Origin of the sequence: Lysinibacillus sp. A1 (assembly GCF_000801965.1) — a bacterium.
GTDB lineage: Bacteria > Bacillota > Bacilli > Bacillales_A > Planococcaceae > Lysinibacillus > Lysinibacillus fusiformis.
In genome coordinates this window covers 141,337-155,893 of the sequence record NZ_JSZM01000004.1, presented here as the reverse complement: position 1 = coordinate 155,893, position 14,557 = coordinate 141,337, and the positions used below count along the sequence as shown (strand labels likewise).

At 37.7% G+C, this 14,557-nt stretch carries 13 protein-coding genes; all 13 read right to left on the bottom strand.

From position 1 onward, the window contains the following. Positions 1–89 precede the first annotated feature (89 nt). Positions 90–551, bottom strand: coding sequence for a hypothetical protein (locus tag PI85_RS02765; protein ID WP_036121190.1), 462 nt, complete (start codon positions 549–551; stop codon positions 90–92). 130 nt (positions 552–681) lie between these two features. Next, a complete protein-coding gene (locus PI85_RS02760; RefSeq protein ID WP_036121193.1) occupies positions 682–1,305 on the bottom strand; it encodes an NUDIX domain-containing protein in 624 nt (207 codons plus the stop codon). A gap of 11 nt (positions 1,306–1,316) precedes the next feature. After that, complete coding sequence (locus tag PI85_RS02755) at positions 1,317–2,414, bottom strand: AI-2E family transporter (RefSeq protein ID WP_008175205.1); 1,098 nt, start codon at positions 2,412–2,414, stop codon at positions 1,317–1,319. A gap of 209 nt (positions 2,415–2,623) precedes the next feature. Then, positions 2,624–4,321, bottom strand: coding sequence for a M3 family oligoendopeptidase (locus tag PI85_RS02750; RefSeq protein ID WP_036121195.1), 1,698 nt, complete (start codon positions 4,319–4,321; stop codon positions 2,624–2,626). Between the two features lie 77 nt (positions 4,322–4,398). Continuing rightward, a complete protein-coding gene (locus tag PI85_RS02745) occupies positions 4,399–4,974 on the bottom strand; it encodes a YdcF family protein (protein ID WP_235318441.1) in 576 nt (191 codons plus the stop codon). A 78-nt stretch (positions 4,975–5,052) separates the two neighbouring features. After that, a complete protein-coding gene (locus PI85_RS02740) occupies positions 5,053–6,795 on the bottom strand; it encodes a methyl-accepting chemotaxis protein (RefSeq protein WP_036121199.1) in 1,743 nt (580 codons plus the stop codon). Between the two features lie 215 nt (positions 6,796–7,010). Beyond that, the gene (locus PI85_RS02735) at positions 7,011–8,759 is read right to left on the bottom strand and encodes a methyl-accepting chemotaxis protein (RefSeq protein ID WP_036121202.1); all 1,749 of its coding nucleotides are present in this window, start codon (positions 8,757–8,759) and stop codon (positions 7,011–7,013) included. A gap of 76 nt (positions 8,760–8,835) precedes the next feature. Continuing rightward, positions 8,836–10,131 carry an arsenic transporter gene (locus PI85_RS02730; RefSeq protein WP_036121205.1) on the bottom strand — a complete coding sequence of 432 codons (1,296 nt, stop codon included), beginning with the start codon at positions 10,129–10,131 and terminating at the stop codon, positions 8,836–8,838. 70 nt (positions 10,132–10,201) lie between these two features. Further along, positions 10,202–10,921 carry a YebC/PmpR family DNA-binding transcriptional regulator gene (locus PI85_RS02725; protein ID WP_008175214.1) on the bottom strand — a complete coding sequence of 240 codons (720 nt, stop codon included), beginning with the start codon at positions 10,919–10,921 and terminating at the stop codon, positions 10,202–10,204. A gap of 203 nt (positions 10,922–11,124) precedes the next feature. Continuing rightward, positions 11,125–11,586 carry a low molecular weight protein-tyrosine-phosphatase gene (locus PI85_RS02720; protein ID WP_036121209.1) on the bottom strand — a complete coding sequence of 154 codons (462 nt, stop codon included), beginning with the start codon at positions 11,584–11,586 and terminating at the stop codon, positions 11,125–11,127. Positions 11,587–11,647: 61 nt separating this feature from the next. Next, positions 11,648–12,250: a 1-acyl-sn-glycerol-3-phosphate acyltransferase gene (locus PI85_RS02715; RefSeq protein ID WP_036121211.1), complete on the bottom strand. Its 603-nt coding sequence runs from the start codon at positions 12,248–12,250 to the stop codon at positions 11,648–11,650. Positions 12,251–12,329: 79 nt separating this feature from the next. Beyond that, positions 12,330–13,163 carry a putative RNA methyltransferase gene (locus PI85_RS02710; protein WP_036121213.1) on the bottom strand — a complete coding sequence of 278 codons (834 nt, stop codon included), beginning with the start codon at positions 13,161–13,163 and terminating at the stop codon, positions 12,330–12,332. Between the two features lie 14 nt (positions 13,164–13,177). Continuing rightward, positions 13,178–14,533 (bottom strand): MATE family efflux transporter, encoded by a 1,356-nt coding sequence (locus tag PI85_RS02705; RefSeq protein ID WP_036121215.1) that lies wholly within the window; start codon positions 14,531–14,533, stop codon positions 13,178–13,180. Positions 14,534–14,557: the final 24 nt, after the last annotated feature.

The following is a 14,557-nucleotide window of genomic DNA, read 5'->3' as shown; positions in this document are numbered from 1 at the left end:
AACTGATAGTAAACACGCCACAATCACAACAACAATAACAATTCCCACTAGTTTTTTCCCGTTCATTTTATGATAATCCCCCGTATTTATTATTTCTTTTTACGAAAGCCTTCTTCTAGCAAATATTCTTTTGCTGCATCATACGTACCAAACGCCTCTTCAAGATTTTCCCCATGGTAGACATTCCAAGAACGTTGTTCAAATACTAGCTGTAATTGATCACCCTCTCGACTATGCCAAATCTCGATAATCGGGTCTTCCGTCTCTACCTCTTCAGATAGATATTGAATAGCATCCGCAATAATCTCACGAAGTTGTTGCTCATCATAATCACGGATATTTACTAATCCTTTATTAGCCTCTTGCTCATAGCGCAATAAATCTCCAACAAAGATAAAGCCATTGCCATTCGGATGTAGCTTTTCAACTACAATTGTCTTTTCATAAAGACTGTCCATAAAGTGATAATTTAAGCGTTTTAATGATATTTCCTTTTTCGTTAGTTCAGAAAATGATTCAATAATTGCTTGTTTTTGTTCAAATGTTAGCATATAAAAAATGCTCCTTTTCTTTACAATCTATCTAACAGTATAACTTATTTTTTCCTGTTATATTGTGTACATTCTCATCATTTTTACAAAGAAAATAGGATAAGCTATCTTCTAGCTTATCCTACCCAAATTAGGATGTTTGATTAAATATTTTCTCACGCGCAAATTTGATCACATGTGCAACATATAATTCACGATAAGGAACAAATTGTGCCGTTCCAACTGGTCTGACAATTTTCACTCGTTGACCATCAGGGAAGTATTCGTATCCTTCAATATTCAGTGTTGTCGTTTCTCCCAAGAAGAAAGCTTCGGCCTCATTCAGTCTTGCTCTTACTACACCTGATACTTCCTCATATTGTAAAGCAAAGGAATTCCAATCATGCTCGAAAGGATATATGTAGACATGGCAAAATTCATTATCAATCATATTTTCAGAAACGATACTACAAGAGGTCATGCCCATTTTGACAACATCTCGGACATCTATTTGGAGCCCTAATTCTTCTTTTACTTCTCGTATACCTGATTCCACTGTTTCAACAGCTAATAGATGGCCTGCTGCTGTAATATCAAGTAAACCTGGATAATCCTTTTTCTGTGAGCTTCGTACTTGAAAATAAATATAGTCCTCATTGACAAGCCAGCAATGAAATGTCTCATGCCAAAGCCCTTTTTCATGTACTTCCGACCGTGTAGCTGTCCCAATTTCCTCATGCTGTTCATTAAATACCTTTACAATTTCTTGTTCCATCGTTTCGACTCCTATACTGATTTCGTCGCTTTTTTCTTTATTGCATTACGTTGATCATAAATATTGGATACGATAACTTTCAATACTGCATAAAATGGTACAGCGATAATAATTCCTATAAAGCCTGCAATATTACCTGCTGCTAGAATAATTGTAATAACAGTTAGTGGATGGATATCGAGCGATTTCCCCATCACGTTAGGTGTAATAAAGTTGCTATCAATTTGTTGAGCAACTAGCGTCACAACGGATACCCAAACAACTAAAATAGGATCCTGAATAACCGCTACGATTAGGGCTGGTGTAAATGCGATCCAAGGCCCAATAAATGGAATCATATTCATAAAGAATGCAAAGATTACTAATAGTAACGAATATTCTAATCCAATAATTAAGTAGCCCACATACATAATAAGCGCTAATAAAAAACTAATTTGCAATTGGCCCTGAATATAACTACGTAAAACATCATCAATTTCACTTAATGTTTTCTTAACCCATTGCTGACGTTCGCCACTGAAATATTTATAAATAGATGGTGCAAATTTCTCATGATCCTTCAACATAAAAATAAAGAAGAATGGAATTAAAACAGCTAGTAATGATACAGACACAATGGATTGTAAAAAGGAAATAAACCCTTTACTCGCCACCATTGCAACATCTTGCACAGAGTTCGCCATTTTTTCAATTACATCATTTACCTGCTGTGGGAAGTTATCTTTATTGAGCAGTACATAGTCTGTTAATTGCTGAATACTCGTACTAATACTTGAACTAATCATAGGGGCATTCTTCACTAATTTATTGACCTGCTCGGCAATCGGGTTCCCAATAATCCAGCCAAAAACCCCTGCAATTCCTATGAGACCGAACACAATCGTCAATATGCTTGCCCATCTAGGGAATTTACGCTTTTCTAAAAATCTCTGAATCGGTTCAGTTACATAATAAAAGACACCCCCAAGTAGTAAAGGGATAAAAATGGCTTTTAATATGATAACTAGTGGTGAAAAAATCCAATGAATTTCTATAAAATATTTAATTATTAATAGTGTAAGTAGTATCCCTACACCTACTTGAAACCAAACCTTCCTCGTCACTTTCATTCACTTCCTTTTATCGCCGTTACTCATGATACTACTGATATATTAACCATTTCGCAAGTATCCTAGTATGTTTTGACTCAATCAATTTTTTCAGTGCGAATTTACTACCACATTTTCGCGTTTACTTAAAAAGCTCCCTTCCAGCAAACTAAAAAATTCGCTCACTTCCACTATACTAGTCGTGGAAGTGTAGCGAATTTCAGTATTTGTTATAGCGAGGAATCGTCTACAGAATTTAAGTATGCCTCAATCTCACCAATAACTGATTCGACACAGCCATCTTCAAATGGTGAAATTAAGCCTGCTTCTTTTACAAGCTTTGTAAATGACATGGAGCCACCTAAACCACATAGATGAATATAGTCTTTCCAAGCCGCCTCAAAGTCTTCACGTGAACGCTTCCAGAATTGGAAGGCACAAATTTGGGCTAGCGTGTAATCAATATAGTAGAACGGACTAGCATAAATGTGACCCTGACGTTGCCAAATTCCACCTGCTTCAAGGTAGCTATTGTGATCATAGTCACGATGTGGTAAATATGTTTCCTCAATTTTCTTCCATGCTGCCTTACGCTCAGCTGGTGTCATTGTAGGATTTTCATAAATAACATGTTGGAATTCATCAACTGCAACACCATATGGTAAGAATAAAAGACCACTACTTAAATGTGTAAATTTATATTTTTCTGTATCTTCTTTAAAGAATAGCTCCATCCATGGCCATGTGAAAAACTCCATACTCATCGAGTGGATTTCACAAGATTCGTAAGTTGGCCATAAGTATTCAGGAATGCCGATGTTACGGCTTGAATAAACTTGGAAGGCATGTCCAGCTTCATGTGTTAACACATCGATGTCACCTGAAGTACCGTTAAAGTTCGAGAAAATGTACGGAGAATGATAGTTTTCAATAAATGTACAATACCCGCCACTTTCTTTTCCTTTCTTCGCCACTAGGTCCATAAGGTCATGATCGATCATGAAATTGAAAAACTCTCCCGTTTCAGGTGATAGCTCCTCATACATCTTTTTACCATTCGCCACAATCCATTCTGGATCACCCTTTGGCGTCGCATTGCCTGATAAAAAGTTCAGTGCTTCATCATAGAATTTTAAATCGTCAATCCCAATACGCTTCGCCTGACGCTCATACAGCTTTGTCGCTACAGGAACAATTAAGTCGCGAACTTGATCACGGAACTTCTTCACCATCTCAGCGTTATAATCAATACGATTCATTCGAACATAACCAAGCTCAACATAGTTGTTATAGCCAAGTTTAACCGCAATTTCATGGCGTACTTTTACAAGTTCATCGTATAAGCGATCAAATTCATCTTCATGCTCCGCAAAGAAACCAAAGCGCGCATTTGTTGCTTCTTTACGCGTAGCTCTATCTGTAGACTCTGCAAACGGTCCAAGCTGAGCAAGTGTTAAAGTATCACCATTAAATTCGATTTGTGCAGATGCTACAAGCTTATTATACTCAGAAGCAAGCTTATTTTCTTTTTGCATCAAATCAATGACTTCTGGTGAGAACCCTTTAATTTGATAGTTAGCGAGATCGAATAATTGTTGACCCCATTTTTCTTCTAGTTGCTCACGGAAAGGTGAGGCAATCAATGCTTTATAATATTCCGTTGTTACTTCTTCTAGCTCAGGACTAACTTCATCGAAATAGTCGCGCTCTGCTTGATAAAATTCATCGTTTGTATCGATGGATGCGCGAATATACACTAAGTTAGCCATTGTAGCAAAGTCATTACTGATTGCATTTAATTTTTCAATGATGTTACTTTGTTCGTCCATCGATTGCGCTTTTTTAAATTGGTCGACGAGCGCTAATTGTTGCTCTTTCATCCCCGCAACATGTGGACGGTTGTACTCATAGTCTTTAAACGTTTTCATTGAAGTCCCCTCTTTCTGTCATATACCCCGTGATATTTCTATTATATGTCAAATCTTAGCTATTAAGAAACAATTTTTTAATAACCTACAATATATGTTTTTAGTAATGCCGCTCGCTCTCTTATTTTTAGTTTAGCTTCTACTGACTTTGGCGTCTTAGCTGACACTACATCTACTTCAAAATCTAAAGACTCGGCTAAATATTTCGCACGTTTTAGATGGAAGTCATTTGAAACAATCGTAATTTTCTTTGTTTCCTTTGGTAAAAGTTCTTTAGAAAATACTAAATTCTCGTACGTGGAGGTGGACTGATCCTCCTCGATAATTCTGGTAGCATCAATACCATTTTGTTCGAGATAATCTCTCATCACGGATGCCTCCGTTCGATCTTCATCGGGTCCTTGTCCCCCTGACACAATGACCTTCACTTGGGGATACTTTACTAAATATGAAACGGCCACCTCTAATCTACTTTTTAAAGAAAGTGATGGTACCCCTCCTGGTTTTACTTTCGCTCCCAGTATGATCATATAATTAGCCGAGCCATCTGCATTTGCTTCCACCCCATGTTCAATTTCTTTTCCCAACCAAATATAGAGGACAACTGCAATAACTATTAGAACAACACCTACTCTAATCAACCATTTTTTCACAAATCAACCCTCCTTTACCTTTTATTAACGTGACTACAGAAAAAAAGGATGCTTGATTACCAAGCACCCTCAATAATTTTATCTTAAAATAAAGCGTTTAATGGATTCCTGTAACGCTGTAATTTCATCTGTTAAATCATTGGAAGATTCACTAATAAGCTGAATCGCTCGTTGTTGCTCATCTACCGATGCTGTCACCTCTTCAGAAGCAGCGGCATTTTTTTCACTGATCATTGCAATACTTTCAATGGATTTCATCATATCATTCTTAGCGCTATTTACATATTCTACGCCATCGGTCATATCACCAATAATTGAAATGATTTTTTCCACAGCCATTTTGATTTCTTTGAAGGAAGACTCTGTTACCATGACAGAATCATTTTGTTGACTTACAATGACGTGCGTTTTCTGCATTTCATCATTGACTAAATTTGTTTCACTCTCAATCCCCTTTAAGGTAGTGCGAACTAGCTCTGTCGCTACGGATGTTTGATCTGCTAGTTTTCGTACTTCCTCTGCGACCACAGCAAACCCTTTGCCATGTTCACCTGCTCGTGCAGCCTCAATAGAGGCATTTAGAGCCAAGAGATTGGTTTGATCAGAAATCTCTGTAATTGTCCCTACAATGCCTTCAATTTCACGTACCTTCACAATTAAACTCCCAAAAACGGACTGAATATTCTGAATAAGCATGGAAGATTCCTGCGACTTATCCTTTAAACTAGCGATATTAACGATACCCTCTTCATTTGATTTTTGCATATGTTGTGATGCATCTAGCATTAATTCATTTTTATCGTGCAATCCTTCAATTTGTTGAGCAAACTCAGTAGCTGTTCGATTTGTATCTTCCGCCTCTGATGCTTGTTTTACGGCGCCATTCGATACTTCATTAATAGCTTTAACAATTTCATCGCCATAAGCATTTGTTTCTTCAGCAACCGCAGTTAAATTTGACGATGTCGATTGAATTTCTACAATTGCTTCTTCTACATCTGAAATTAGTGTTTTTAATTGATCAACCATTTCATTGAAGCCCTCATTTAACTGGCCAATTTCATCTGTACGCTGTAAATGCTCCATATCTACAGTTAAATTACCCTTTGCTACCTCACGTACGCGTTGCGATAATTTTTTGACCGGTAATGCCAAATGCCTAGATACTAAAATAACAACCATAACACCTATGATAATAGCACCCAATAACGTCAAACCAATGACTACTAGTAACGAGTTTGCCTCTGCATTAAAATCCTGCATATATGTACCTGATGCAATAATCCATCCCCAATGTGGATCTTTTGCTGAATAAATAATTTTATCTGCCAATACATTCTGGCCTGGTAGCTCAAATTCGTATTTAGTAAAACCTCCACCATCCAATGCTCGGTAAGTTACTTCCCGAATAAAGTAATTTCCACTACTATCTTGATCGTTCCAAAGATTATCACCTTCCCGAGTAGGGTGTGTTGTTAATGTTCCCTTATCATCTAATACATAGATATAGCCGTATTCCCCCAAATCACCTGGATAATTAATCGGCCGCTTCCCTTCACTATCCTTAGGTCCCAAGAAAGCCTCGCGTACCCGTTCCTGTGCTACATCTAAAGGTATATCTCCCTTTTCAACACTTTCATTGGCGAGTTCAATTATTTGCAAAGCAGATTGAACACTATTATAAATTACTTGCTCTCCTATATCCTCCATACCATTCTTCGCCTTACTATAACTAACCACGCCAATTATTAAACTTGGAATAATTAGTAGTGCCAATGAAATAACGACTAGTTTCCCCTGTATCGAACGTAAAAACCTCATACTTTAGCCCCCCTTATTCTTCTCGTTCAAAGAGTATATTAACTTATATTATGTTATGATTTGGAAGTTTCCGCAATGGATAAAACGCAAATTAATTCCTCTATTTGGTTTATTTCGACAAATCCATGCTCATTATATTTTTATTTTTCTCCAACTAGCGTAAAAAAACTATTTTTCTACAAGACTTCTTCTCATAGAAAAATAGTTTACAATGATCATAATTTGAACGTATTGATTGTTTCAGTTACCTCTTTAGATGTTTGGTCTAACATCGCTACAACTTCATTTAATTCTGAAACCATTGTTACTTGTAAGTCAGAAGCCATTGCTACTTCTTTTGTTCCTTGCACACTATGCTGAGCAATATCATTCATCTGTTCTGTAGTAGCTAATATTTCTTCAGAGCCCGCTGACATTTCTTCAATGACAGCTGAATCATCCTGAATCTTATTATTTACCTCAACAACTGATTCTAATATTTGTTCTAGGCTTTCACCAATACGTTGTACAGCCCTATTACCTGCTTGTACATCTACCGCGCTTCCAGACATTTCATGTAATGCTCGTGCTGTAATAGTCTTAAAGCTTTTCAGATGCGTATGTATTTCATCCGCTGATGCTTTCGACAGTTCAGCAAGCTTCCGTACTTCATCTGCAACGACTGCAAACCCCTTACCAGCCTCCCCTGCCCTCGCCGCTTCTATCGCCGCATTTAATGCCAGTAAGTTAGTTTGGTCAGCAATACTCGTAATAATTGTTACCATCTCTTCAATAGAGCCGAATCGATCTCCCATTTCCTCAACATGATTAGCCGTTCGTAAAACAGAGGATTCCACGTTTTGAATTTGAGATATGACCTCTTGAGAATGATTCACGCTAGTTTCCACTAGGTCCGTCATCGATGAGGATGATTCAGCAATCTCAGAAGTTGTATCAGCCAGTCGCTGAATACCTATCGACATTTCATTCATCGTTAAGACAACTTCTTGATTGTTTTGCTGTTGCTGCTCACTACCAGCAGCAATTTCAACTATACGTTCAGCAATTTGAGCATTGGATGTTTCAACATGTTGTGTAGTTTCATCAATCTTTTTCACAACGCTTTGTAAGGCGAATGTTTGATGCTGAATGGTTTGGAATGTTTCTTTTAATTTTTGTAAGGACTCCTGAAAGGCTCGTGCAAACATAGAAATTTCATTTTTCCCTCTTAGCTGAATTTTTTCAACCTCCATTGTGGCCTTTACGATATCCCCTTGTGCAAAACTTGATACCGCGTCCCCTAAATTTGCCAATGGCTTTAATGCTTGATTTATGTAACGGTACATTATAAACATAACAATTCCTGTTAAAACTAACATTACTACAATTAATGCTGGCAAAATGGCTGTCAATACAGCATTCGTTACACCACTTACCTCGTTAGCCTCTATATCTACCCCTATAAACGCCACAATATTTCCTGCTGCATTCTTTAATGGTACTGTACCAGACAAATAATCCCCAAAACCACTATGTAAAATATTAGAGTAATAACTTCCTGTATCCATTACTTTTTCAATATCTTTATATAATGTAGAAGAAGACTCCTCTCCTATAACACCTGCATTTTCTTGGTCATCTGCTGGCATACCATCCACTAAAAATCGAACTTTTTGATCTTCCTGTGGAACGGCAAACGTATAGGCATACAAGACCCCATTTATTTCACGTAATTCATTCAGTTCTTCTCTTAGCTGCCAATATAAATTTGATTCCCTTGGGTCCTTTGATAGTTGTTCATAGTCCTCTGGGTTTAATTGCTTCGCAATGTTTTCTGCTACAGCGACAGCCTGTGCACCCATTGTTTTATTGACGGATGATTTCGCTGTGTAGATCGTTGTGACAATAAAAAATGCTAACAAAGCTACTAACATAACAAATGACATCAACACGATTCTATTACTTAATTTACCTGTTGCTCGCATGCTTACCTCCTTTAACAAACTACTAAGTTAATCTATTAACTATTGTACTATTATTTGCACTATTTCGACAATAAAACTATGCTAATAACGATATCCAAATAACTAAAGCAATTAAAGTAGCGAATAATGTCGGAATGGTAAGAATTATGCCGAATTTAAAGTATTGCCCCCAGCCAATTTTAATCCCTTTTTGAGCTAAAATATGAAGCCATATTAATGTCGCAAGTGAACCGATTGGCGTCATCTTTGGGCCAAGATTAGTACCAATTATGTTGGCATAAATGAGTCCTTCTTTCATCATGCCTGTTGCGCTTGTTTCAGAGATTGCTAATGCATCAATCATGACTGTTGGTAGATTGTTCATGACTGCTGATAAAACGGCAGCTACAAATCCCATAGTCATGGTCGCTACAACGAATCCTTGCTGCACAGCATGTTCTAGTAAACTAGCTAGTATACCTGTCATCCCTACATTTTTCAGGCCGTAAACAACCACATACATACCAATGGAAAAGAACACTATATTCCACGGTGCCCCTTTGACAACTCTCTTTGTATCTACAAAAGAACTACGATTTGCCAGCCATAAGAAAATAGCGGCTACACTACATAAAATAAATGACACTGGAACGTGGAACATTTCGCCGATTATAAACCCCACCAGTAAAATTACTATTACATACCAAGATATCGCAAATAACTTCGGGTCTCTAATCGCCTGCTTAGGTTGTTCAACTGCATCGAGAGAATAGCAATGTGGTATGGAACGACGAAAAACCACATACAGTACAGCTATACTTGCAATTAAAGAAAAGAAGTTCGGTACAACCATATGAATCGCATAATCCATAAAGCCTATCTCAAAAAAATCTGCTGATACAATATTTGTTAAATTACTAATAACAAAGGGTAAGGATGTTGTATCTGCTATAAAGCCACTAGCAATAATAAATGGGAAAATCATTTTTTCCGTCATATTCAGTTTTCTAACCATCGCTAAAACAATGGGTGTTAATATTAACGCCGCCCCATCGTTAGCGAATAGCGCTGATACTATCGCTCCTAAGCAAGCAATATAGACAAATAAACGTATACCACTTCCTTTAGCAAGTCGTGCCATATGCAGGGCAGCCCATTCAAAAAAGCCGATTTCATCTAAAATTAGGGAAATTATAATAATACCAATAAACGATAAAGTAGCATTCCAAACGATTCCTGTTACTTCCAGCACATCCTGCCATGTAACTACTCCAATTATGAGTGCGATGGCAGCTCCTATACAGGCTGACCAACCAATCGATAATTTACGTGGCTGTACAATAACAAAAAATAAAGTCACTAAAAACAAAATAATCGCTAATGCAGTCTGCATGATTTTCCTCCCTAATTAAAAACCAGTAGCTTTATGTGCTACTGGTTTACTCAATCAATAAAATATTGGATTATTCACCTAAATCAGCATTGTGGAAGACGTTTTGAACATCTTCTAAATCTTCTAATGCATCAATTAATTTTTCAAATTTTGCAACATCGTCTCCAGTTAATGTTACTTCAGTCTGCGGTAGCATAGAAAGCTCAGCTACTGTGAATTCTTGTATACCAGCAGCCTTTAATGCCTCTTGTGTAGCAAAGAATTGATCCGGTTCTGCATAAATAATAACCGCTTCCTCTTCTTCCAGAATATCACGAGCATCTACATCTGCTTCCATTAAAATTTCTAGTACTTCATCAGCTGTTTTACCTTCTAAACCGATAACTGCAGTAGAATCGAACATATACGCGACAGATCCACTAACACCCATATTTCCGTTATTCTTACCAAATGCTGCACGCACATCAGATGCTGTACGATTTACATTGTTTGTTAAAGCATCTACGATAATCATTGTGCCGGCTGGACCAAACCCCTCATAACGTAATTCATCAAAGTTTTCGTCACCGCCACCTTTTGCTTTATCGATGGCTTTTTCTATAATATGTTTAGGAACACTATATGTTTTTGCACGTTCAAGCACCACTTTAAGTGCACGGTTTGACTCTGGATCTGGTTCGCCTGATTTAGCTGCCACATAAATTTCTCGCCCAAATTTAGCATTGATACGGCTAGTGCTTTGATCTTTAGACGCTTTCTTTTCTTTAATGTTATTCCACTTACGACCCATTGTTTCCACTCTCTTTCAAAGGATAGATTTATAAAAAAATAATAGATATGCAGTTGCACATCTTAAAATGGTAATTAAATACTTATCGTATCTTTACTCTGCAAATAATAACATAATGATGCTTACAAAGCTAGATATACCAATGTTTATGCTTATTTTTTCTGTAGCAATAGCTGTAAAGATTTACGCTATTTAGCATCCTTCTATAACCATTCCTCTTTAATTTTATCTAGTAATGCCGTACAGCCTTCTAGCACTAAATCATAGGTTTCTTGAAAATCCCCTGTGTAATAAGGATCAGGAACGTCTTTACGATGTTCTGTTAAATCTAAAAAACGAAAAATCTTTAGTGAAGTAGGATTTCCTAAGATCGTTCTGATATTGCGAATATTGCTCTCATCCATTCCAATAATGTATGTGAATTTTTCTACATCAGCCTTTTGTAGCTGTCGACCTACCATTCCTATTGTAGAAATACCATATTCTCTAAGCTTATCCTGTGTGCCTCGGTGAGGAGGTTCATCGATATACCATGAGCTTGTTGCGGCAGAATCCACAGCAATTTTATCGTCTAAACCCTCCTTTCTCACCAGCTCACGCATAACCGCCTCTGCCATTGGCGAGCGACAAATATTCCCTAAGCAAACAAAAAGTACTTGAATCATTACGATTATCCTCCTACAACAAAGCACCCAAAATCAATTTGATTCTGAGTGCCACTTCATTTTATTTTACTGCAATACGATTTTCCAATTCTTCTGTTAAAGCGACTAGTTCACGTTCAAGGTGCTGAGTAAATTGCTCCCGACCTTCTTTTCCTTTACCCGTTACATAAAACGGCTCTCCATAAATTAAATAGCCTTTACCGCGCTTCATGACATCTCCTGCATTACGTGCACCAACGTAGGCAGCTGGAACAATTTGCGCCTTTGCCAATTGAGCGATTGTAATGGCTCCTTGCTTTAAGTCCGTTCCTTCTGAATTACGTGTTCCAGATGGGAATATCCCCACTACTTTTCCTTCTTTCAATAACTGTGAGGGAATTTTAATAACGCTCGGACCAGGATTATCACGGTCCACTGGGAAGGCATTTAAATGTTCAATAAGCCAGCCAAGACCCTTCATTTCAAATAATTGCTTCTTCGCCATAAAGTGAATTTCTTGAGGGTACATGGCAACGCCGAGGTTTAAAATATCTACATAGCCTGTATGCGTACAAGCTATAATATATCCACCTTCTTTTGGCAAGTTTTCCTCACCATACACACGAGCCTTCGAACCCATAAGTTTTAATATTACTTTAACAATATTTGCTACTAATTTATACACTGTCACATTCCTACCTTATTCAATAGTTATTCCCATTGTAATCGAAAAGACTAGTATACTGCAATTGTAGGTGACCATCTTACATCTTTCCAACCAATAGATCTACATCAATCGTAATTTCACTTAATACAATGTCTGTCTCATCTTTTTTATGCCAGCCCATCGGTGTCATCTCCAATAAAGCAGGGACAAGCTCCTGAGCAAGTGGCAATGTATAAGTGACTCGTTCTATATTCACTTCGCCAAAACTATCTTGGAAACGAGCAACAATTTGTTCATTAGAATATGTTTCCTTACTCGAATCGGCATATAATTGAGCACGCAGCTCCTGTAAATAGCCGCTTTGTGGCACAACCTTCACAATACAGCCATTAGGCGCAAGAAGCCTTTTAAATTCTTCATAATTTGCCGGTGATAAAATATTTAAAATAGCGTCAAAGCTACCTTGTGCAAAAGGACTCTTAGCTAAATCGCCAACACACCAAATTTGCTGTGGATAATGTCGAGCCGCAGCCAAAATACCCTCTTTAGCTATATCAATACCGATGCCTACCCCATTCTTTTTTTCATTCATAATACGAGCTAAATGCGATCCCTCTCCACAGCCCGTATCGAGCACTGTATTCGCAGAGTTAATAAGCTTCCCAATCTTTGCTTCTACAACATCATAAATCCCGCTATCAATAACAGCTTTGCGAGATTCAAAAAGATCTTTACTATATTTAGAAGTAGAGCCATGTGTCAGCATATTGACATAGCCCTGCTTGGCAATATCAAAAGAGTGATTGGCAGAACAAACGAGGCTCCCCTGCTCATAGACGTGCATAGATTGCTGACATAACGGACATGCAAAAAGCGTAATATGTTGATTGATCAATGCTGCTCCTATTGCACGTTTAGATAGTGCTCCCATTGCTATTCCTCCTTCTATTCATTCGGTGAAACGAGGGCAAAACGCTCCCATTTTCGGCTTTTCCATCTAAAGTATACGATAATTGCCCTTACCCATTCATCTGCAGATATAGCTAACCAAATACCTACTAAGCCCCAATCGAGGACGAATACAAAAAAGTAACCTAACGGGAGGCTCATACAAACCATTGATAGAAAACCGATTTTAACAGGAAACCTTGCGTCTCCCGAGGCACGTAAAGAGTTAATGACGACTATATTCATCGTCCGACCAGTTTCTAGCACTATACTTAATGCCAAGACAGATGCTCCGATAGCCATCACCTCAGGGTTATCTGTAAAAACATGCATCAGCTGCTTGCGGAAAATGGTCACTACACCAACCATAATAATGGTAAAAATAAATGCTGCTCGAACACTTGTCCACAGCTGATGATAAGCCTCATCCTTTTCTCCAGCACCTACATGCCTACCGATAATGATGGCTGTTCCTGTCCCAATCGCAATAGCGAATAAATAGGTAAACATAGATATGTTCATAGCATATTGTCTTGCCGCCAAAGTTTCTGCCCCTAAATATGTGGCATAATATAAAAATATGATCTGGCAAAACTGGTAAAGAACCTGCTCAAAGGCAGACGGTAAACCAATGTTTAAAATTTTTCTTACATATTCCTTGGAATACTCAAAGTAGTAGTGTAGCTTTACTCGTACCTCCATCACTTGATAAAGCAACCAGAAAAACACGATCATCGCTAATCCTCTACTAATCACTGAAGAGATAGCTGCACCTTTTACACCAAGCTCTGGTAAACCAAAATTCCCAAAGATCAGGCCGTAATTAAGTACAACATGCAGTACATTCATGCCAAGTGATACATACATCGTCTGTTTCGTCCAACCATGAACACGAATAATTGCAGCAAGGGCATTAATGATTGCTTGAAGGAAAATAAAACTCCCTATAATCACTAAATAACTTTGAGCATAATGAAGTACCTCACCTTGCAAGTTCATCATCGACATTAAATGACTAGCAAAGAAGAAAAATAGAACACTCATTATAAGTCCAACTGCCAAATTCATTGTGACTGCTAGAGCCGATATTTTAGCCGCTTCAAAAAAACGTTTCGAACCTAAATATTGTGATACAACAATGGACGCACCGTTGCCGACTACCTCAAGAATTAAAATAGCGATATGAATATATTGATTGGCTGCACCTACTCCTGACACAGCATTATCTGATAGCGCACTAAGCATAAAAGTATCGGCTAGTCCCATCAACATAAATAAAAATACTTCTAAAAAGATAGGCCATGTTAAATGGAATAGACTTAACTTATTTGCTTCTTTTATTGTGTCTGCCAATACCTTCACTTCTCCTATACTTTT